Genomic DNA, 23,493 nt, shown 5'->3' on the forward strand with positions numbered 1-23,493 from the left:
CGCCTGCAGTGATGTTGCCCTGAGTTTTTCCTTCAATGGAAATATAGCAAGGAGTTGGCATAACAATATCCTTTTATCAAAAACGACAAATTAAATTAAATGATTGTCTTAAAAACAATCCGTTAGTCATGTCTGTCATCTTAGCCAGTGCGCACGGTAAGACTTCGGTAAAGGATAATAAAATCTTATCAATATGCTGTAAACAGCCCGTTTTTTTTGTATCTCTCTAGGATAAGTCACTTAGCGTAAACTGGTTGAAATATCACTATATCATGCTGTAAAAACAGTCATAAAAAGTGTTTATCAGCATAAAATATGATGAATAAATAGACAAATTGCTCGCAGCCCAAGAAACACTATGTACATAAAAATATATTTTGTAACAGAAATGTTAAATCAAAAATAGCGCATATAATCCATTGATTTTAAAGTATTAAAAATCAATTGCATTGAATTATACTGTCCTTTTTCCATGAGCAGTCCAAATTGGTCAATATATTTAGCTGTTAAGCTCAATTTAATTAAAATATCATGCTAATTAAGCCACTATTTTTATTTAACACACTCAATATGCGTATATTTCAGTCTTATTTTTACGTACCAATACTCATTTTATGGAGGCTAATTATAAAACTATACAATGAACAAGTAGAAAATAAGGATAGGGAGATACAAAAGTTTTAGTTTAACTATCTTGGTCTTTGCTTATTGATGATAAAGATATGCTGTTATTCCAGTATAAATTAAGAAGCGATGCTCATTACAGTAGCAATATTGAGAGAAGATTTTTCATATCATATTAGGGTAAAGATCTATTTGAGCCATATTAGTATTTATCCTTGATTGGAATAGGTAATCCTCTTATTTGATAACAATAAAGATATCTCTATAGTTATTTAGCTATTTATGGTTAGTCTTTTTTGGCTTATAGCACCATCTTCTTACTCACTATAAGAGATACATCGTACTAAAAAATTAAAAATCCATTTATTAAAGCAGAATATTTTTCAGATCATACCCTTAAGTTAAACCAAATATAGCTGTATTATGTTTGCAATTCTGTTTTCATAAAAAACTAATTCACACCTAAATAGTTTCATTGCGTTTTTATTTTTTATCATATACTCGTTATATATATGTTATTTTTAATATATCAATATGTAGCGTCACAAAGGGCTTGAAAACCTATTATCCCCTCTTATTTTCTAACACGTTATATTCCTATGAATAAATTGATATCTCAAAAAAACCTCTTTATTGCTCTTAAATCAAGATTAACGCCTTAACTTAAAAAACCATAAGATATTGAAAATAAAGCAAAATATAAAAACATCACCAATATCCAAAAAGGCTTGTTTAATATGTATCCATCATCGTGATACAAATATAATGAGTAAAAGCTAACTTATCCTAAAATTGAAATAACCTTTCAAGCAAAATAGATAAAATAAGTAATTATGCTAGAAAAAGATGAAATTATATTACTAATTGTAAAATATGAACTTAGCTCACAGAATTTTATAAATTAATATATTCTATATTTATTAAATTGAGTTTAATTTATATTGCAATTAGCTATATCATTTAGATACTCATTATTAGAGTAACCACCGAATAAGTTAGCTTTCATAATTATAGTCAAACTTATTTCTTATCCCGATAAGATGCCCTATTGATACTGCTCTCAGCTTATTTAATATAAAAATAAGAACTCATATAATAAATTACCTATTGACCCTAAGTTAATTTTGTATATCATGACCAAAACTAAAAAATAAACTTTGTACAATATTAAACATATTTAAACACCTTACTGGGAAAAGAATTCTTAACGCAGAGCCTGTTTTGTTCTGTGTAGGGAAGTGCATGCTCTAAATTTATTATTAATTTTTAATTTAGGCATTTTATTTATGGAATTAAGAAGTTATTGCATACTCATACAAGGAGCTTAACTTAAATGAGTAAGAAAAATCTCGGTAGTGTTGCCCCTAAAGAAAGGATTAATATTAAATATACGCCAAATACTGGCGGAGCTCAGGCTGAAGTCGAACTTCCATTGAATATGTTGATTGTTGGGGATATGAAAGGTAAAACGGAAGAGACCCCCATTGAAGATCGCAAAGCGATTTCAGTCAATCAAAACAACTTCAATTCTGTTATGGAAAGTGCTGGCATTAATTTAAATATTAATGTTCGCAATACCTTAGAAGAAAGCAGTGATTCAGAGCTTAATGTTAACCTTGATGTGAAATCTTTACAGGATTTCTCTCCTGATAGTATCGCTCGCCAAGTGCCCGAATTAAATAAACTTCTCGAATTGCGTGAAGCTTTAGTTGCATTAAAAGGTCCTCTAGGCAATGTCCCAGCTTTTAGAAAGCGTCTTCAAGAACTACTTGAAAATCAAGAAACTCGCGAACAGCTTCTAAAAGAGCTCGATATTGCTGCTAATCAAAAATAATGTTTATAGAGGATTATTTCATGTCACTAAATGCAGAAGCTCAAGAGCAACAAGCCCCCGCATCTACAGGCTCTTTACTTGATGAAATTATGGCTCAATCACGTATGTCTCCAGAAACAGAAGCATACGATATTGCCAAACAAGGTGTTGCTGCTTTTATTAGTAATATTTTCGCCAGTGAATCTGAAGACCAACAGATCAATCGATTATTAATCGATAAAATGCTTGTTGAACTTGATAATAAACTAAGTACTCAAGTTGACGAAATTCTTCACGCGCCTAAATTTCAAGAAATTGAAGCTTCATGGCGTTCTTTAAAATTACTCGTTGATCGCACTGATTTTAGAGAAAATATTAAGATCAATATTCTTCATGCAACTAAAGAAGAGTTATTAGAAGATTTTGAATTTTCTCCAGAAATTGTTCAATCAGGCTTCTATCAACACGTCTACTCTTCAGGATACGGCCAATTTGGTGGTGAACCTGTTGCAACAGTTATTGGTAACTACGCCTTTAACAATACTGCGCCAGATATGAAGTTAATGCAGTATGTTAGTACTGTTGGTGCAATGGCTCACGCGCCATTCCTATCATCTGTTTCACCTAATTTCTTTGGTATTAATAGCTACGCTGAACTGCCGGCAATTAAAGATCTAAAATCTGTTTTTGAAGGCCCTGCACATACTAAATGGCGCTCACTGCGTGAAGCAGAAGATTCCCGTTATTTAGGGTTAACAGCACCGCGTTTCTTATTACGTTTGCCATACTCTCCAACAGAAAACCCTGTAAAAATGTTTAACTATTCAGAAAATGTTAAACAAGACCATGAGCACTATTTATGGGGTAATACCGCATTCTTATTAGCAAGCTGTATTAATGATAGTTTTGCAAAATATCGTTGGTGTCCAAACATTATTGGCCCACAAAGCGGCGGTACAGTTAATGATCTTCCTGTGCATATTTTTGAAGCGATGGGTGAATTACAAACTAAGATCCCAACTGAAGTTTTAGTTACCGATCGTAGAGAATTTGAACTAGCAGAAGAAGGCTTTATCACGCTGACCATGCGTAAAGGCAGTGATAATGCTGCATTCTTCTCCGCAAACTCGGTTCAAAAACCAAAAGTCTTCCCAAATACTCCTGAAGGCAAATTGGCAGAGACTAACTATAAGTTAGGAACTCAATTGCCATACATGTTTATTATCAATCGCTTAGCTCATTATATAAAAGTATTGCAACGTGAACAGATTGGCTCATGGAAAGAGCGTCAAGATCTGGAGCGTGAACTCAATATTTGGCTTAAGCAATATGTCGCAGATCAAGAAAACCCACCAGCAGATGTTCGTAGTAAACGTCCATTGCGTTCAGCTGAAATCAAAGTACTTGATGTTGATGGCGATCCAGGTTGGTACCAAGTCGCTATTCAAGTTCGCCCACATTTTAAATATATGGGTGCAAACTTTGAATTATCACTTGTTGGTCGTCTTGATAAAGAGTAACGGTGATGGCATCCAATTATGGCTGGCAGGCTAATGCTGGCGCCAGCTTATTTGAACGGATCCGAGGGAAAAACTTAGGTTTTTCCCATCGTTCGCGAACAAATACACTCATTGAATCAATAAAACAGAATTTAAATTACATCTTAAATGCTAGACCTGATGGTTGCCAAGGAACGCCACCCTTAGGGATCCCTGATTTAAATGATGCGACTCAATCTACGGTTGATTTTAAATCTCACCTAGAAGATAGCATTAGTAGTTGCATTATTGCGTATGAACCACGGATCAGCAAAGTTGTAGTGAAATTTCTTGAAGAAGATGCAGATAGTTTATCTTTACAATTTAATATTAATGCTTTTATTGATTTAGAAAATAAGCAGCAACTTATTGAATTTAATGTGTATTTAGATAATAACCGTAGATATCAGCTTAAATAGCATTAATATGTCATCAAAATCCTACTTTACCAATGAATCAGAATACTTAAATGAGCTGACTGAGCAAGTTGCCAAAGAAAAACCGCAACTTGTTAATTTGCTTTCGCACAATGTTAAAGATCCTGATACTTCGCGGATTATGGATGGGCTATCTTATTTATCGGGTAATTTACGCCAGCAAATAGATAGACAATTTCCTGAGTTAACTAACAGTTTAGCCAATATGCTTTGGCCAAACTACGCACGCCCTGTGCCAAGCATGACGATTGTTGAATATCATCCTAATTATGCTCAGTGCCAACACGCAACAAAAATTTCAGCAGGACAACCTTTTAGTGCCACTCCACTTTATGTGCAAAGTGAGGAAACAAACCACGAGACGTTATTTCAATGTCGATTTAGTCAAAGTCGCGACCTCTGGTTAATGCCGACAAAAATCAGTAACATTTTGCAGCAAACAACCGCCATTGAAATAACATTTGAGTTAGCAACAAAACAGCCACTTGCCAATATTGGCTTAGATAAATTGTGTTTTTACTTAAATGGTGCGCCATTTACTACAAATCAGCTCTATTTTTTATTAAGCCAGCATGTGCAGAGTGCCTCTTTAGTCACAGATGTACATACGCTACCTCTTACTCACTTTTCAGTTACGCCTGTTGGTTTTCAAAAGCAGGATGCCTTACTTCCATACCCGAAAAATAGCTATGATGGCTATCGTATACTGCAAGAGTTTTTCTGTTTTCCTGAAGCCTTTCTCTTTCTAGATATTCATGGTTTGGATGACATTCCTTTGGCTATCGAAGCAGAGCAATTCAAACTGGTGATCAATTTTGATCTAGAAATTCCTGATGGCGTTATTCTTTATGACGACAGTATTAAACTTAATTGCACCCCTATTGTGAATTTATTTCCTATTGATAGTGAAGCAATAAATTTGACGGGGAAAAGTGAGGAGTATGTTTTAAGTCCTAATTACCAACTTACTGAATGTTTTGATATTTTTTCGATTAATGAGGTTAGAGGGTTACGTTATCCTAATGATGCTAAACCTTATCCGATCACCTATACAGCATTTGAAAGTTTTTATCATCAAAACCATCAAACTCAAAATCATGGCTATTACCGTTTAAAGATAAGTCAAAATGAACAGTTATACGGCTATTCCCATCGACTTTCTTTTGTTCGTCAGCAAGAGCCTCAGTTACAACAGTGTGAAGAAACCGTTTCTGTTGCACTCAACTGTACTAACCGCTATATCGCTTCCCAGTTATCGACGCGTTCTATCGATTTAGATAGTGCATCAATTCCTTATGGGGCTTTATCTGCTAAGAATTTATTCGCACCAACACTGCCTTTATATCCATTATTAGATAAAACATTATATTGGTCTGAATTAACTAATTTATCTTTAAATTATCAGTCTTTGCTCAATCTTGATTCATTAAAAAAAATATTACAACTCTATGATTTACCGTCTGTTTATAACACACAGGTTGCAAGGCAATCACAAAAACGCCTAGATGCATTAGTTGATTTACATTCAGAGCATATTGAGCATATCTACAAAGGGCTTCCTGTTCGTGGTCTGAAGACAACGTTAGTTGTTCATCAAAATGCGTTTCTTTCGGAAGGAAGTTTATTCCTATTTTGTACCGTTATCGCTCAATTTTTCACCTTATATACCAGCATTAATATGTTTCATGAGTTGGAAGTTATTAACCTTGATAATAAGGAAGTTTATCGATGGCCAGCACAAATCAACCAGCACATACTGAAGTAATCGATCGTTGGCTGGAACAAGCTGGCTCATCGGTAACAGAGTATAATTTTTATCAACTCGTTGAATTGTTAAATAAAATAATTCATCAAGATGTCAACTCGATGGAGGATGACAGCGGTATTCTTCGCTTTAAATCTTATTCAAATATTGCATTTCCGACGCGAGATGTTATTTCCATTGAAAAAAATAATGTCGAACAATATGAATTAGAAGTCGCTTTTTTGGGCTTACAAGGAAGTCAGTCCCCCCTACCAGGCTATTATCTGGATGAGTTTGCTTGGGAAGATGCACAACAGATAGAAGGTATCTCCGCTTTTCTCGATATCTTCAATCATCGTCTGATAGCGTTACTTTATCGGATCTGGCGCAAATATCGTTACTACATTTGCTTTGAAAATGAAGGACAGGATTCATTTTCACAATATATGTTTTCTCTCGTTGGATTAGGTAATGGAGCTAATCGCGGTCGGATCAAAATCAACCATAGCAAAATGCTCGCTTATGCTGGTCTTTTGGCGAGTCCAAGTCGCTCTTCTGATGTGATTAGTAGTCTTATATCTCACTGTTTCGACTTAGAAAATGTAAAAGTAATTGGTTGGGAGACACGCCGTGTTCCTATTCCTGAATCACAACAAAACAAGTTAGGTACGATTTCTCATCAATCCGGACAAAAATCTCGCCCACGAATGTTATTAGGGGAAAATTTTAGTCTGGGCTCACACATATATGACTGCAATGGAAAATGCACCATCGAAATCAGTGAATTAAGTTTAGAACGCTATATGCGTTTTTTACCTAACGGCAGTGATTTCGCACCATTAGTTGCCTTTGTTTCTTACATTTTTCATGAGCAATTAGCTTGGGATTTACGTCTTAGCATTGCTGAAAAGCAAGCCGAAGGGTTCCGTTTGGGTCACCAACAACACAACCAATTAGGCTGGCAAAGCTTTTTAGGTCAACCCGCAAAGAAACCGGATGTCACCATTACGGTATTGGAATAAAGAGATGGATAAATATCAGCCAACAATTTCTTTTAGCATCAAAAATAGTGAACAGCTAGAAAGTGGTTATCTGCCAAATGCGACTTTAACTCAAAGTGGCGGACAGATTGGTAGTGGCAATCAATGTGACTGGAAAATCCAAGATAATGAAGGTGCTATTGCCGATCGGCAATGTACGGTGTTTTGGAAAGATCAACACTTTTGCTTAAAAGTAAATTCAGGTCCTGTTTACATTAATAATGCGATTATTCCATTGCATCTTGATGCCGTTAGACTGACCCAAGGTGATCAGATAAAAGTGGGTAAATTAGTTATTGCCACCAATATTAGTCTTACCGGAGAGCCGGTACAAAATATGATGGCGATGACGCCTCAGTCTATTATCGCAAAAGATCATAATCCGCTAGATTCATTATTTGATGTTGATACAACAGTCAAAAATGAGCGGAAAGAGCCTCCGTTTGTACCAACCGTTCAGGGTGCATTAACAACAGACCCACTACAGGCTTTAGAAAACGAAAATCTAAGCTTAATTTCTAAAAACACACAAGCTACTTCAGACGATCCTTTATTGAGTGACCCCCACTCGTATTCATCTGCCTTTCCGACATCAGATAATCAAGAGAATACTATGGTCCAAGAATTTATTGATTTACCTAAAATCACACCTAATGAAAACGAACATATGACCGATGTCGATCATGTGGCAGTTAACCCTCTGATGAAGGGATTAGGTATCCACCTTAATTTAACAAATACACAGCATGCTAATGATTTTCTTGTTGAACTGGGTAAAACCGTCAAAGCGGCTATTGAAGGTTTACTGATTTTGCAACAACAACAAGAAAGCTTACAAGATAAGCAATTACGCCCAATTGAAGATAATCCTTTACGTCTTAATAGTGGCTATGAAGAGACAATGAAGTTGATGTTTACCGATGAACGTAGCCCTGTACATCTTTCAGCACCAGCGGCAGTAACAGAAAGCTTGCACAACATCCAATTGCATTATCAAGCGAATCAAGAAGCTATTTCAACCGCACTATCAACCATGTTGGCAGCATTCTCTCCTGAACATTTATTAAACCGCTTTTCTCAGTATCGACGAGCTTCAGATAACACACCAATGAATGATGGCTGGGCTTGGGAAATGTACAACAACTATTACAAAGAACTCTCTTCATCTCGGCAACAGGGTTTTGAAAAATTATTCTATGAAGTATACAGCCATGCTTATGACAGAGCGCTGAGAAAAGGAATAGAGGAAGCTTAATATGCAGCTTAGAACTTTCTCAATATTACTGTTATTTAGCTCTTTTTTAATATTGAGTGGATGTAGTAAACCTTTTGAAGCCGCGGGTAAAATGGGGAAAATCTTATTAGATCCCTCAACTCCTGTTGGGCAACCGAAAGATCAGCCCTCTACCGTTGCATTAACCATCCTTGCGGAGCCCTATATTAATCCTAATCAGGAAGGTGAAGCTGCGCCGATAAATATCCAAGTTGTTTATCTTAATGAAGATTCAGTATTTGGCTCTGTTGATCATGATCAGATAGATGCAAAAGAGGGTGACTTAGAGAAAGTTCTAAAGAAAAATTATATTGACCATCAAGACTACACCATTTTACCTGGCCAATATAAACCCTTCCCTACTATGACGTTAGACCCATCTAACCGTTACATTGGCATTATTGCCTATTACTCAGATCCTGATAAAGCAGAATGGAAGAAAATAGTCAAAGCGCGTGGTAAAGGACGCCACTACTTCCTATTAGTGCACATTAGGGAAAATGAAATCGAATTTAGACAAGAAGAGGATGATTAATATGTCAACTAAAAATAGAGTGATCTGGCGTGAAGGGCTATTTATCAAACCTCAACATTTTCAGCAACAACAACGTCATCAAGATTATATGACGGTGAGTATTTTAAATAACTTTTTTTCACACTTTTGGGGATTTAGTACCTTAAAATTGAGTGACGATTTATATGCTTTAGGTCGTATTGGTATTAAAGAAGCTTCTGGTGTTATGCCAGACGGCACCATTTTCTCTATACCAAACCAAGATTTACTACCACAGCCTATTGATATAACGAATATTACTGATAGTGACAGCAGTATTATTTATCTGGCTTTTCCTTTAATGAACGAGAATGTCAGTGAAATTTCCACTGAACATAACGGTAGTCGTTTACTTTCTCGCTACAGCGAAAGCACCGAAAATATTCGTGATTTACATACTGAAAATGGTGATATCAGTGCTATTCATGTTGCACAGCTCACACCAATACTCAAACAAGGTAAACATGGTTTAGATGCCTATGTTGCTTTACCTATCTGTCGTATTAGAGAGCGTAATGCTAATGGTAATTTAACGCTAGATAATGATTATATTCCCAGCCTATTAAATATCCGTGCCTCAACATTATTGAGCCAATTTCTCACCGAGCTTGAAGGAACGCTATATGAAAGAGGAAAACAAATTGCCTCTCGCATTGGTGCCCCAGGTCAGCAAGGTGTTGCGGATGTGGCAGAATTTATGATGTTACAAGTGCTTAATCGCACTTATCCACTCTATTCGCATTATGCTCAAGAGCCGGTGATCCATCCTGAAAAACTATTTCGAGATTTATTAGAGCTTTGTGGTGAACTACAAACATTCACGAATACTTCACGTTTACCTGAAAATATTGCCAAATATCAACATGCTAAATTAACAGAAAGTTATATTCCATTAATAGCCAGTATCCGCGAAGCACTCAGTGTTGTCTTAACACCAAGAGCGATCCCAATCCCGCTACAAGTTCAAGAGCATGGTATTCGTGTAGCAACCATTCATGACAAACAACTGCTACAACGTGCTGAATTTATTATTGCGGTGAAATCACAAATGCCGCAAGAGCAACTACGTCGCCAATTCCCACAACAAACTAAGGTGACAACAATCAATAACATTCGCAGCTTGGTTAGTGTGCAAATACCGGGTGTTCCTTTATCACCACTTTCGGCTGCACCAAGACAATTACCTTATCACTCGGGATATAACTATTTCCATTTTGATCAACAAGGCAATGAATGGAAAGGGATCCAGCAGGATGGCAACATCGCATTCCACGTTTCAGGAAACTTCCCCGATCTCGATATTCAGTTATGGGCAATAAGAGATGGAGCACTCTATGACTGATGATATTTTACTGAATCATGATGATGAAGAGCGCATTACAAAGAAAAATTACCAACTGCCGCTAAGAGGAAACAACATCAATCCAATGATAGATGCTGCTACACCTTTATTAGGCATGGTATTGCGCATGAAAGCGATGTCTGAAACCCCACTTTCAGAAAAGCTGTACCAACAAGTTGTCATGGATATTACCTCTATTGAGCAACAATTACAGATCCAAGGTTACGAGCCAGGTGCCATTGTTTCATTTCGTTATGTGCTATGTACTTTTATTGATGAAACCGCCCTTGGATTAGGCTGGGATCAAGATAATGGTTGGGTAAAACAATCATTACTGGTTCATTTTCATAATGAATCATGGGGTGGTGAAAAAGTCTTTGTCTTAATTGAAAGATTATTAGGTGAACCTAAACGTTACCTCGATCTGATTGAATTTATCTACCTTTGTTTATGCCTAGGATACCGCGGGCGCTACAAAGTCTCTGCGGGACAAAATGATGAATTTAATCATTTATTAAGACGCTTACAAAAACAGATCCAACAGCTAAGAGGTAACGCTAAGCCAATAGTTCTATTTGAAAAAGGTGATAACCAACAAAGCCGTTATCGTTTAGGTAAGCGTTTAGGGGCTCGCTATATTCTCATAGGTACAGCGGTATTCGCGTTGATTATTTATAGCATTTATTCATCCAGACTGAATTATCAAACACTCAGTATTGTGGAACAACTTAATACTTTACTTGGCTAGGACGCATTATGATCCAAATTGATCTCTCTACTCTCGTTAATCGATTACACCCAATAGCTAAGCATGCCTTAGAAAGTGCAGCCGCTTACTGTGTAAGCCACCAGCAACCTGAAATTACGATTGCTCAGTTTCTACAAAAACTGATAGAAACGCCATTAACTGACATTCGTATGATCAGTCAAAAAAGCGCATTAGATATTAATGCGTTATCAGAGTTATTAGATATCGACATTCCGCCACATCAAGTTATTACACAAAGTTATCCTAGTTTTTCACCCTTATTAGTTGAATGGATGAAAGATAGCTGGCTATTAGCGTCAACTGAACTAAATCACAGTGAACTTCGCTCTGGTGCATTGTTTTTAACTTTATTACAAATGCCTTTGCGTTATCTTGCGAAACCTGTTGCCGATATGCTTGCGCAGATTAACCGCGACCAATTAAAACTCAATTTTGATCAATGGACTGAAGGCTCTGCTGAATCGCCTTTTGACGAAAAAACAGTATCAGAAAAAGGTAACCTTGCTGCTGATTCATTGTTAGCGAAATTTACTCATAACATGACTGAACAAGCGCGAAATGGTGAGTTAGATCCGGTCTTATGTCGCGATAATGAAATCGACTTAATGATTGATATTCTGTGCCGTCGCCGTAAAAACAATCCTGTAGTAGTCGGAGAGCCCGGTGTGGGTAAAAGTGCGTTAATTGAAGGACTAGCACTACGTATTATTGCCGGAGATATTCCTGATAAATTAAGGGGTTGTGAACTTCTTACTCTTGATTTAGGCGCATTACAAGCAGGTGCTGCAGTCAAAGGCGAATTTGAAAAACGCTTTAAAGGCATTATGCAAGAAGTCACTCAATCTCCTCACCCTATCATTCTATTTATTGATGAAGCACACACCCTCATTGGTGCAGGTAACCAGCAAGGTGGCTTAGATGTTTCTAATTTATTAAAACCGGCTTTGGCGCGTGGAGAGCTACGAACTATCGCAGCAACGACTTGGAGCGAATACAAAAAATATTTTGAAAAAGATGCCGCGTTAGCGCGCCGTTTCCAATTAGTGCAAGTCAAAGAGCCATCATCTGCAGAAGCCATTATCATTATGCGTGGCTTACGTAGTATCTATGAAAAATCCCACCATGTCTTTATTGATGATGAAGCACTACGAGCCAGTGCTGAATTAAGTGAACGTTATATCTCTGGACGTCAATTACCAGACAAAGCCATTGATGTATTAGATACAGCCTGTGCAAGAGCCGCGATTAATCTATCTTCGCCACCAAAGGCATTATCCTCTTTGAAAACAGAACTCCATCAAATCAATATGGAAATGGATGTATTACAAAGAGAACACTATTTAGGTTTAGATGATCATTCTGAGCGTCTTGAAACGTTAGCCTCACAAGCAAGTGCTATTGAACAACAAGCAACTGATTTACAGCAAGCATGGGAGCAACAAAAAGAGCTTGTATCTCAAATTATTACGTTACGAGCAACATTACTTAATAATGCTACCGAAGCGACTAATGACGATGTCGCAAATGATGTTGCAAATAATGAAGAGGTAAGTGATATAAGAACTTATAGTGAAGCAGAAGATGCTGAAGATAATGCTGAAGATAATGATGAAAAAATAGCAACACAGCCCCCCTGCTCATCTGAAGAATTAAAGCAACAGTTACAACAATTAGATAAACAACTTGCTCAGTTACACGACACGCATTTACTGGTTTCACCTCACGTCGATAAAAAACAAATTGCGGCGGTAATTGCTGAATGGACAGGCGTACCATTAAATCGATTATCACAAGATGCATTATCAATTGTCACTGAGTTACCGACCTACTTGGAAGAGAGTATCAAAGGCCAATCATTAGCCATTCAATGTTTACACAAACATTTACTTACAGCGCGGGCTGATTTACGTCGACCGGGTCGACCGCTGGGGGCATTCTTATTAGCAGGTCCTAGTGGCGTGGGTAAAACAGAAACGGTTATCCAAATTGCCCAATTAATGTTCGGTGGCACACAATATCTCACGACTATTAATATGTCTGAGTTTCAAGAAAAACATACTGTTTCTCGCCTTATTGGTTCACCTCCCGGTTATGTGGGATATGGTGAAGGAGGGATCTTAACAGAAGCTATTCGTAAAAGACCTTACTCAGTTGTTTTACTCGACGAAGTAGAGAAAGCGCATCCTGATGTGCTAAATCTATTTTATCAAGCTTTTGATAAAGGAGAGATAGCCGATGGAGAAGGACGAGTCATTGATTGTAAAAATATCGCATTTTTCCTCACCTCTAATTTAGGTGACCATGTCATTACTGCTTACGCGGATAAACCGGACGAACTAGAAGATGCACTCTACCCTGAATTAACAACTTTCTTTAAACCGGCATTACTTGCTCGAATGGAAGTGATCCCTTATTTACCGTTGCCTGCAGAGGTTTTACGACAAATTGTTGATGGCAAATTAGCTCGTCTTATTAACCTGTTAAAACAGCGTTTCAACGCAGAAATCAATGTAGAAGAGAGTGTTGCTACGGAAATTTTACGCAGAGCTTCTCGTGCTGAAAATGGTGCGCGTATTTTGGAATCTATTATTGATGGTGCGTTATTGCCGCCTCTTTCTTTATTACTTCTACAATATAGTGCACGTAATGAAGCTATCTCTCATATCCGCTTAGCGACTGAAAATGATGAGTTTATTGCGGAGGTTAATTAAGCAATGAAAGCGAGACTAAAAAATGCGCTTGCACTACTAGAATGTCATGATGTAGAGACGCTAGCTGTTCAATTTCTAAAATATAGCTTTTTTCGTAGCTCACTGAGTGGGTTAATTATTTCGTTAATGAATAAAGCTGAAAATAAATTGGAAAGTTGGAATATCGACTTAACGCTTCAAGTGCAAAGCCATTTTTTAGATACCGATATTACCGATGCAGATCACCCTTTAATTCAACTGCTATTTAAGGGTGAACCTGTATTTTGGCAAAACTTACAACAAGGTAGTTATATTAATAATGCTGCTATGCGCGGTTTTATTTCACAGCTTCCGGTGAACACCGGATTGTATAGTTTGCCTATCTATGATGTTAACCATAAAGCATGCGGCACAATTATTCTTTTAGGGCAAGCTGAAGAGCTAGAAAATATCGAGCAAGGTATTTTCCCTATTTATTGTGAACTATTTAATCATCAATTAAAGCATCTTTTTGAATTATCAAATATGCAACAAAAAATCTCTTACTTGCAATATATCAATCAATTACAAAGGGAAAAAGAAACCACGCTTAATGAAACGTTAGATAAATTAACCGCATCTGTAGCGACTATTGCACTTCCTACCATACAAATCAAAGGAGTTAATGATTTAGAAGTTGCTATAGAAAATTATGAAAAAGAAATTTTATTAGATAAACAGCAAGAATTGAAAGGAGATATTAACGCCATGGCAGAACAGCTTAGTATTTCTAAACGAGCGTTAATATATAAATTGAAGAAATACGGAGTATAAAATGAACGTATTGAAAATCTTTTTCTGCACATTACTCCCTTTACTCTTCACTTCACCGGGAAAGGCCGAAAATAATCTTAATCAGAAAATGATTGAGGAATTAACTCAATGCCGTTTGGAATCATCTCAGCTAATTCGTTTAGATTGTTATGACAAAATTGCGCTTTCTTCAACATCTTCCTCCAATGCACTGCCTGATGTTACTCAAATGGGTAAAACATGGCGCCAAGCAACAGAGCATGAAATGAAACGGACGGGAAACAGTGCAGGTTTTCTCGTCTCAGTACCAGAAACCGGTGATTATCCCGTATTAATGACCATTCCAGCGATTGGCTTTCAACCGCCTCGCCCCATCTTAATGCTGAGCTGTATTGATAACATTACTCGGATGCAAATTATCCTGCCAACAAAACAAGATGCTGGCAGTGTGATGGTTTCAACGGATAAAACACAATTTACTGCAGAATGGTTTTTACGTGAAAACGGTTATGTATTGGAATCAAGCCGCGGTATACCGGGCATAGATGAAATTAAACGCTTGTTAAATGCTGAAAGATTGACATTGAAATTATCTAATAACGAAAAACTCACCTTCAATATTTCAGGTATTTCACAACAAATAATCCCTTTAAGAGCGGCTTGCCACTGGTAGAAATCATGATGAACAATACTTCTTATGCATGGAAACAACAGCTACTGACAGCGCTTGATGAACAGCAAGTCAGTAGTGCTGTCAATGATAATGATGCCGACTGGGAATATATTGACAGTGAAATGATAAAGTTCGGCTCACTTAGTCATGGTCAATTAGATATTAAAGAGATCCAGCGTCGCTGTTTACACCTATTTGAAACGCAGACTAAAGATTTTCGGATCTTAGTCCATTTATTACGTACTTTACAGCATGCTGGAGAGCCAAAAGAATTAGTATTGGCAGCACAGATCCTAACTGATTTTAATCGTCAATATTGGCAAAGTTGCTACCCAACCAATATGAAATTGAAATCACGTTTAGCCAATCAAGTTTTGAAACGTTTTGAAACAGCGAGTGAGAGTTTTTGTCATGCAGCCAACAGCGCGATGCGTGATGATATTCTAGGCTCGTTCGCCTTTCTAGCGCAATTTTGGCATGAACAAAGCCCGGCACTTGCAGAACAAATTGATGATTTAAGCAGAGATTATAATCGTATTGAAAATAACGATGCGCCGATTATTGTTGCTTCACCTGTCGAGAAAGAAGAAAAAGTACAGACTCCGCCGGTTAGCGAGTCTATAGAAACACCGACAAAAAATAGCTTAACACCAACTATTAACGTTAACCATCAAGATGAAAGACAATGGAAACAAACATTACTTCAAGTGGCTGATGTTATCTGCCAACAAGCCCCTGAAAGTTCAGTAGGATATCGTATACGGCGTTATGCAATTTGGCACGCTATTACGGTCTTACCTCAAGCTAATGCTCAAGGTAAAACGCCTTTAGCCCCCGTATCAATTGACCGTGTAATGGATTACAAAGCTCAACTGACTCAAGCGTCCATTACGCTATTAAACAATATTGAACAGAGTCTCTCACTCTCTCCTTACTGGTTAGAAGGCCATATGTTAGCTGCACAAGTAGCAGCTAAATTAGGTTATGGGGAAGTAGAAAGTGGCATTATTGAAGAGTTACGTATTTTTTTAGCGCGTCTTCCTGAACTTGTTAACTTGCACTTTTCGGATATGACACCCTTCTTTCCTGAAAGTGTACAACAGTGGTTAGAGCAATATAACCAAACTGAAAACGGTCAATTGCCACCATCGAATACAAATACTGCAATCCTAGAGCAAGAAGTCTTGCAATGTTATGAGCAACAAGGTCTTGAAGCAGCCCTGAAGCTTATTGAATTAAATCTTGCTAGCAGATCAGAGCCTAGAGATAGATTTTATGGACAATTATTGTCTGCACAACTATTTGAATTGTCAGGTATGGATTATATGGCTACACAGTTATACCAACAACTTAATACCTCTGCCTCACATTATTCACTTGCAGATTGGGAACCCAACTTAATACGACAACTCATGCAAAAAATAGACAAAAAGACAGAAATAACAATGACTATGGATAGGGATCAATAATAATGAAATTACCGGTTTTCTCCATTTCAAACATTACGAGTTCGGTAAAAAAACTCTTTTTTGCTGATAAATCTAAAATTGCCTCCTTTTTGCTATTTTTATTGGCATTACTTCCCGCTTTGCTCATTATTTGGATCTGGTGGTGGGGGCCAACATTTCGTTATCAAGATTCCATACCGTTTAGCGAGGTCACCACACGTTGGTTAGCAACCGTCGTTATTGTATTGCTTGTTGTGAGTTGGATTGGTCTAGCAACATGGCGTCGAGTTAAAAAATTGGAAGCATTAAAACTTGATGTCGAATTGGCTGTAGTTGATCCGGTAAGACAAGATCTTGATTTTCAAAAACGTTATTTAAACTATTGGAAATCACAATTTATTCGTCACTTAAATGGTCATACTAAAGCGGTTTATTTACGCCCTTGGTATTTTGTTTTAGGAGCTAACCAAAGTGGAAAGCATAGCTTATTAAAAAATACGGTAAACCCATTAGATATTGCGCCTAGCGACAATATTGTTAACGAACAAAATATTGCATTAAATATTCAATGTCTATTAACCGACAATGCTGTACTTTTTGTCCCTAATGGTGATCTATTAACCCAACCGGCAAATCAGGCTGATAAACCTCAACTTTATCACCGTTTGTGGGGCGATTTACTCAATTGGATCAAAACTAATCGCCCAAGACAACCAATGAATGGCATCGTCTTAACTGTCGATACCCTATCGTTATTAACCAATAGTAAGGAGCAAAATAGTCAGCTACTTGCTGATTTACAAATGCGTATTGAAGAAATACGCATGACATTTAATAGTCGCTTGCCTTTATATATCGTCTTAACCAAGCTAGATCTATTACGTGGTTTTGACTCAATGTATCAATCATTAGATGTTCAACAACGTAATGAAGTATTAGGTGTTTCTTTCAACCAGAAAGCAAAAAGTAATTGGAAAAAGGAATTAAATCATTTTTGGTCACAATGGGTAGGCCAAATGAACAGCGCATTACCAGAAATGATGCTACAAAGAGCAGAAGGTAACCAGCGTAGTGATCTATTTAGTTTCGTGCGCCAAATTGAAGGGTTACAACATTCTGTATGCACATTAATTGATGCATTGCTCATCAATAATGAGCAACATAATATCTGTTTAAGAGGGGTTTATTTAACTTCTGCATTGCAAATCGGTCAAATCGATGATGTGTTTAGCCAAACAGCGTCCGAACAATATCATTTACCGACAGCACCTCTTACTACATGGCCAATTAATGATAGCCACCCTTATTTTACTACCCAATTATTTAGTCAAGTGCTATTTAGTGAGCCTAATATTGCAGCAGAAAACCATTATTGGGTTAAAAAACATCGGACTCGCCTATTAGTCACCACTGCTGTTAGCTTTGTCGGCTTAATCGCAATTTGGAATGGTTGGAGCCACTATTACGACAAAAACTATCGTGCTGGAGAAAACGTTCTTAATGAGGTAAAAGCATTCCGTGCTATTGAGAACAATGCTCAAAAAGATACTGATGGTAGCCTACAATTACCGGTGCTCAATCCATTACGTGAAGCAACCTTAGCTTATGGTAATCATCGTGATAAAAATGTGCTCTTTTCTGATATGGGTCTTTACCAAGGTCAAAAAGTTGGCCCACAAGTTGAACAAGTCTATTTACAACTACTCACCGATCGCTTTTTACCTGCGGTTATGTCTGGGTTGTTAAATGAACTTAACAGTGCCGATAAAGGAAGTGAAGATAAGTTAGAGATATTGCGTATTATGCGCATGTTAGAAGATAAAAGTGGCCGTAATAATGGCATGGTAGAAGATTTTATGGCTGATTATTGGAGCCAACTGTTCACTGGTCAACGTGAAAAACAACTGCAACTAAAAGCCCATTTGCGCTATGCCCTTGAGCACACAGATTGGAAACAAGAGCGTGAAAAAGGATTTGTTTCAGCCACTAAAGCCTTTATGCCTTTTGCTGGACCTATAAAAAATGCACAAGCAGAGTTAAGTGTATTGTCACTTTATCAGCGTGTATATCAAGCCTTACGCTTAAAGGCTAATCAAGAGCTTTCAGCGCCTTTAAATTTACAACATCAAATTGGCCCAAGTTTTAATACGGTCTTTACGGCTATTGATGATGATAAATTAGAAATTCCACAATTCTTAACGCGCTCAGGGTTATTAAACTATTTTATCCGCCAAAATGATAAATTGGTCGAGCTAACATTACTTGATGCTTGGGTTCTTAATCTAACCACCAACACACAATATAGTGAAAGTGATCGTAAAGAAATTCAGCGTCAAATCAGTGAACAATATCTTAGTGACTATACGGCTCAATGGCGTAATGCCATGAGCAATTTAGAAATTCGTCAATTTGATTCAATACAAGATGAAATTACCGCTCTTGAGCAAATTATTAGTGGTGAACAACCATTACGCCGAGCATTACAAGTTCTACGTGATAACACGGTTATTCCAACTATTGATGAAAATTTACCACTTGATGAACAAAAAACACTGATGGCTGAGCCATCTTACCGTTTATTAACCCGCTTAGATCGCGAATTTACTCCTCAAACTGAGATATTAGTCAGTAACCAAGGGGAAAATTTACAGAATCTGAATCAAAAACTAAATGACTTACATCGTTACCTATTGGGGATCAAAAACTCTCCAGTGCCGGGGAAAGCGGCGCTTAAAGCAGTTTCGATGCGCTTAAACGATAATAATCGCGACGCTATTTTTGAGCTATCACAAATGGCGAAAACATTACCAGAGCCGCTTAACCGCTGGGTCGATGAGTTATCAGTGCAAGCATGGAATGTGGTCCAAAAAGAAGCTATTCGTTATATGGAAGTAGAATGGAATGAAAATGTTGTCAAACAATACAATACTTATATTGCCGGTCGCTATCCATTTAACCCAGCAGCTAAACAAGATGTTCCTTTAAGTGAATTTGAACGTTTCTTCAAACCAAATGGAACATTAGATAGCTTCTATCAACAAAATCTGCGTTTATTCGTTGAGAATAACTTAGTCAACGATAGTGATAGCCAATCATTGATCCGCGCTGATGTATTAGCACAAATTGAAATAGCCAATCGTATTAGAGAAACCTTCTTTAATGCCCAAGGTAATTTAGAAGCACAATATGCTATTGAGCCACTGTCATTAAGTGGTAATAAGCGTCGTAGCATCTTAAATCTTGATGGACAATTGATTGATTACGCTCATAGTCGCAGCCATGTGACACACTTGGTATGGCCAAACTCAATGCGTTCCAATATTGAAAGTAAACTGACTTTAGTGCCTCTTTCCGGTGATAAATCGCCACGTTCAATCAGTTTCTCTGGGCCATGGGCACAAATGCGATTAGTTGATAATGCAAAACTCATCAATATCAAATCTAACTCATTCGATATTCGCTTCACAATCGACGGTGGTGATATGACTTATCGAGTTATAGTTGATGAATCTAATAATCCTTTCTTCGGTGGATTATTCACAAAATTCCGTTTACCTGAAACGCTTTATTAATGTGATTTCCCCCACTTTATAGTGGGGGAATAAAAGGATGTTGAGTGCGATGAAATCAGAAAGTTTAGTGATTAAAATTGGGGGATCTCCACTTGATACCCCTGAATTTATTGCCCTGAAAACCGAATTTAATAAATTGAGCCACCCTGCTCGACCAGAAATAAGTTGGACACTTATTGAGTCACTTTGCTTATCCCTATTTAAAAATCATGGTATCGACCTACAAAGCGGTGCTTACTATACCATTGCAAGATTACAACAGCATGGTTTAAGCGGTTTTACTGAAGGATGTGAGTTATTAGCAAATGTTATTGTGACTTATTGGGATAGCCTGTGGCCGGAAAAGCCAAATCAACGTACAGAGGTATTAAACTGGTTTAATACTAAAGCCAGCGCTTTATTAAGACAACAATCCTATCAAGCAAAAGATCTACGATTAATCTATCGTTCAGAGCGCGCGTTACAGTTAATAATCGATAAACTGGCTAAAACAACTTGGGAAAAACTGCCTAAAATTGAAAACTTACTGTGGTTTTTCCAAAACTTAGCCAAACAAATTGAAAAGCAAGAAAAACAGACGCAACAAGATAGTGCTGAACCCGTTAGCGTACCGCCATTAGTCTGTATTCAACAACCGTCGAAAACAACGGACAAAGCAGCCCCCACTTTTGTGATTGAAACACCTCAACCCGCCTCTTCTTTCACTGTAGTAGCAAAAAAAATGAGTGCGACCCGAGGTTTTATATGGGGCTGTGTGCTCAGTTGCATACTGTTTTTAGCTGTCGGATTTGGTGTACATCTCTATTTAAAACAAGAGATGAATGCGATTACTTCAATACCTGAAGGTGCGGCTGCCAAATGGTTGTTTAAACCACAGTTAAATAGCTACGAATATCATTTAGCATTATTAGAAAAACGTTCTCCCCTTTCTAATTTACGGCTAATTGATACGATGCAAGAAAAAGCCAAAAACGCTTGGCCTACAGATGCAGAGCAAATTTATTTTACACGTAATTGGCAAAATCTTTATCAAACGCGCTTAGAGAATATGCCAATTAATGATAGCTGGTCTGAAACCGCGACATTATTACAACAACTTTCTAATAAAATAGTTCAGCAAGAACGAAATAGAGGCAGTTTTACACTCTCTTATCTAAAAACGGCAATTTATGATATTCAAAAGCAGCACAATAAAGTTGAGCCAATCGAAGAAAAACTGCGACAACTCGCTGTACAAATTGAAACAGGGCAACCTATTTCTCCTGCAACTCTCAATAATATTGATAATAAAATTAATGGGTTATTAGCTCGTTATTATGATTTACAAAAACAAGCTGAACAACAAGGTTTAAAACCTGGCTCATATTCATCTTTTGGATTAGATCATGAGTGAAATTAAATATATTAAAGAAAAGCAGTACTTACAAAAACTGTTCAGTGAGTATGCAGATAAAGCGCCACATTTAGCGAGCGTACTTGATCCTCAAGATCCACAAACAAGTTATCTCTTAGAAGGCTTTGCTTTTTTATCTGCTCGTTTACAAGATAAAATTGATGATGCTTTTCCTGAGATCACATTACCCCTACTGCAACGACTAAATTCCCAAGCCATTAAAGGGCTACCATCCACAACAATTATCCAAATTGACCAAAGTGAAATTCTCCCCTATCCCATGGAGATTAATGAAAAACATTTGGTGATTGGCGACAACGGGGCACAATTTAGTTTCTGCCATAATTTCACCATCATGCCTTATAGCATTTTGGATAGAAAAATTACTCAGCATCCAAACCACTCTTGTATCTCTCTTGAAATATTATATCGTGGTGATGTGGAATTAACTCAAACAAATGCACTTAATGTTTTTTTAGGGGAAAATAAAACCACCTCAGACATTTTATTACTCGCATTTAGTCAATACTTTGAAAAAATTGAGGTGGTACATAACGGTGAACGTTATGAAGGCGATCCTCTTAATTATGCTTTTGAACCCAAAATTGGCAATGACTATAAAATCTTCCCACAGAAAAATAACTCATTTTCTGCGCCACAACGTTTATTAGAAGGTCTTTATTTACCCCATGTTCACCATTTTATTGAGTTAGATATACCACAAATAGTGACTCAATTAGATTGGAAACAACAGCAGCGGTTTGTTGTGAATATCTATTTCAGTCAGCAACTTTCTTTAACTCAAGAAGAGTGTAATCAGAGCTTTTTTTTAAACTGTGCTCCAGCGATTGATAGTGAAGCAAAACATACACTTTTAATTGATTTTAAAAAGAATAAATCAAGTTATTTACTCCCTATTCCAACCCATCACTATTTGGCCGATCTTGATAAAATTGAGTTATCACTAGAGCCTCATGAGCTAGCGCGTGGCATATACTGTCATTTTTATCCTACGACAGAATTAACCGCCGCCTCTCGTTTAATGCCCCAATTTCATAAAGCCATTTTCTATTCATTAACAATGGAGAAAAATATTACTGGGCATACACTTTATTATTTGAATTTCTTTGATAATAAAGGTGATCCTATGGTCACACCGCCTAGTTTACATTTTGCATGTGTTTATATTGGCTTTGAACAATATAAAAGAAATGAGTTAGGTCTATTAAATAAACACAGCGAAAAAATGCCTGATGCAGTAAAAACAGGAAATATCACATTATTATCATCTTGTTATCCACCTATTGTAAATAATCACCATTTTTGGAAATTGTTATCTCATTACAGTGCTAATGGTTCAATGTTAATGTCATTAGATACTATTAAACATATGATTTCTGATTATATTCTTTACCGAGATACTGATAGGCAGATCACTCGAAAATGTGAGCGATTATTAAATGGACTCGTTGAACTAAAAACACATTTATATGACTATATTTTAAAAGGTAAACCCTATCGTTGTTTATCTTTATCGCTATTCATTGACGAAACACAATATGAAAATAGAGGTGAAGCTTTTGTCTTTACTACACATCTTTACCATTTTTTCCCGTTCTGTTTATCTGAAAATATGTTATTGGAAATGTCAGTTACACTCAATGATCAGAAAAACACCACTTGGTATTTATCTCCCTCACCACTAAGGGGCTATAAATCAATGATTTAATAATTAGCAGTATTAACTATGGCACATAATAAAAGTGTTTATAAAGTTGATAATATCATATGA

Annotated in this window: 16 protein-coding genes and 1 pseudogene; 16 read left to right on the forward strand and 1 reads right to left on the reverse strand. The window is 36.9% G+C overall.

From position 1 onward, the window contains the following. Positions 1-61, reverse strand: a pseudogene (locus AACV00_RS11355) (type VI secretion system tube protein Hcp); the annotation flags it as partial. A gap of 1,896 nt (positions 62-1,957) precedes the next feature. Here AACV00_RS11355 and tssB point away from each other — a divergent pair. From tssB to AACV00_RS11435, 16 genes are read left to right on the forward strand one after another with little or no spacing between them, the layout of a single operon-like run. Beyond that, positions 1,958-2,458, forward strand: coding sequence for a type VI secretion system contractile sheath small subunit (gene tssB, locus AACV00_RS11360; protein ID WP_004247653.1), 501 nt, complete (start codon positions 1,958-1,960; stop codon positions 2,456-2,458). A gap of 20 nt (positions 2,459-2,478) precedes the next feature. After that, positions 2,479-3,957 carry a type VI secretion system contractile sheath large subunit gene (tssC, locus tag AACV00_RS11365; RefSeq protein ID WP_004247652.1) on the forward strand — a complete coding sequence of 493 codons (1,479 nt, stop codon included), beginning with the start codon at positions 2,479-2,481 and terminating at the stop codon, positions 3,955-3,957. Positions 3,958-3,962: 5 nt separating this feature from the next. Continuing rightward, positions 3,963-4,394 carry a type VI secretion system baseplate subunit TssE gene (gene tssE / locus AACV00_RS11370; RefSeq protein WP_004244624.1) on the forward strand — a complete coding sequence of 144 codons (432 nt, stop codon included), beginning with the start codon at positions 3,963-3,965 and terminating at the stop codon, positions 4,392-4,394. 7 nt (positions 4,395-4,401) lie between these two features. Then, complete coding sequence (gene tssF, locus AACV00_RS11375) at positions 4,402-6,177, forward strand: type VI secretion system baseplate subunit TssF (protein ID WP_017628432.1); 1,776 nt, start codon at positions 4,402-4,404, stop codon at positions 6,175-6,177. Next, the gene (tssG, locus tag AACV00_RS11380) at positions 6,141-7,178 is read left to right on the forward strand and encodes a type VI secretion system baseplate subunit TssG (RefSeq protein WP_004244621.1); all 1,038 of its coding nucleotides are present in this window, start codon (positions 6,141-6,143) and stop codon (positions 7,176-7,178) included. Before tssF ends, tssG begins: the two co-directional genes overlap by 37 nt. A gap of 4 nt (positions 7,179-7,182) precedes the next feature. Continuing rightward, complete coding sequence (gene tagH / locus AACV00_RS11385; RefSeq protein WP_004247648.1) at positions 7,183-8,451, forward strand: type VI secretion system-associated FHA domain protein TagH; 1,269 nt, start codon at positions 7,183-7,185, stop codon at positions 8,449-8,451. A 1-nt stretch (position 8,452) separates the two neighbouring features. Further along, the gene (tssJ, locus tag AACV00_RS11390; protein ID WP_004244619.1) at positions 8,453-9,004 is read left to right on the forward strand and encodes a type VI secretion system lipoprotein TssJ; all 552 of its coding nucleotides are present in this window, start codon (positions 8,453-8,455) and stop codon (positions 9,002-9,004) included. A 1-nt stretch (position 9,005) separates the two neighbouring features. Next, on the forward strand, positions 9,006-10,364 hold the full coding sequence (gene tssK, locus AACV00_RS11395) for a type VI secretion system baseplate subunit TssK (protein WP_004247647.1): 1,359 nt from the start codon (positions 9,006-9,008) through the stop codon (positions 10,362-10,364). After that, positions 10,357-11,112 carry a type IVB secretion system protein IcmH/DotU gene (gene icmH / locus AACV00_RS11400; protein ID WP_004244617.1) on the forward strand — a complete coding sequence of 252 codons (756 nt, stop codon included), beginning with the start codon at positions 10,357-10,359 and terminating at the stop codon, positions 11,110-11,112. The genes tssK and icmH overlap by 8 nt, the downstream gene beginning before the upstream one ends. Before the next feature lie 8 nt (positions 11,113-11,120). After that, the gene (gene tssH, locus AACV00_RS11405) at positions 11,121-13,844 is read left to right on the forward strand and encodes a type VI secretion system ATPase TssH (protein WP_107337113.1); all 2,724 of its coding nucleotides are present in this window, start codon (positions 11,121-11,123) and stop codon (positions 13,842-13,844) included. Positions 13,845-13,847: 3 nt separating this feature from the next. Next, a complete protein-coding gene (locus AACV00_RS11410; RefSeq protein WP_004244614.1) occupies positions 13,848-14,636 on the forward strand; it encodes a helix-turn-helix domain-containing protein in 789 nt (262 codons plus the stop codon). Position 14,637: 1 nt separating this feature from the next. Further along, entirely contained in the window at positions 14,638-15,288 is a 651-nt protein-coding gene (vasI, locus tag AACV00_RS11415; protein ID WP_004244612.1) for a type VI secretion system-associated protein VasI, read from the forward strand. Between the two features lie 5 nt (positions 15,289-15,293). Then, on the forward strand, positions 15,294-16,757 hold the full coding sequence (gene tssA, locus AACV00_RS11420) for a type VI secretion system protein TssA (protein WP_012367720.1): 1,464 nt from the start codon (positions 15,294-15,296) through the stop codon (positions 16,755-16,757). Between the two features lie 2 nt (positions 16,758-16,759). Further along, positions 16,760-20,308 (forward strand): type VI secretion system membrane subunit TssM, encoded by a 3,549-nt coding sequence (gene tssM / locus AACV00_RS11425; protein ID WP_161680281.1) that lies wholly within the window; start codon positions 16,760-16,762, stop codon positions 20,306-20,308. Between the two features lie 49 nt (positions 20,309-20,357). Beyond that, positions 20,358-21,701 carry a VasL domain-containing protein gene (locus AACV00_RS11430; protein WP_223307218.1) on the forward strand — a complete coding sequence of 448 codons (1,344 nt, stop codon included), beginning with the start codon at positions 20,358-20,360 and terminating at the stop codon, positions 21,699-21,701. Beyond that, entirely contained in the window at positions 21,694-23,430 is a 1,737-nt protein-coding gene (locus AACV00_RS11435; protein WP_161680283.1) for a type VI secretion system baseplate subunit TssF, read from the forward strand. The genes AACV00_RS11430 and AACV00_RS11435 overlap by 8 nt, the downstream gene beginning before the upstream one ends. The last annotated feature ends 63 nt before the right edge of the window (positions 23,431-23,493 follow it).

It is taken from the genome of Proteus sp. G3927 (genome assembly GCF_963894685.1).
In the GTDB taxonomy this organism is placed as follows: Bacteria; Pseudomonadota; Gammaproteobacteria; order Enterobacterales; family Enterobacteriaceae; genus Proteus; species Proteus mirabilis.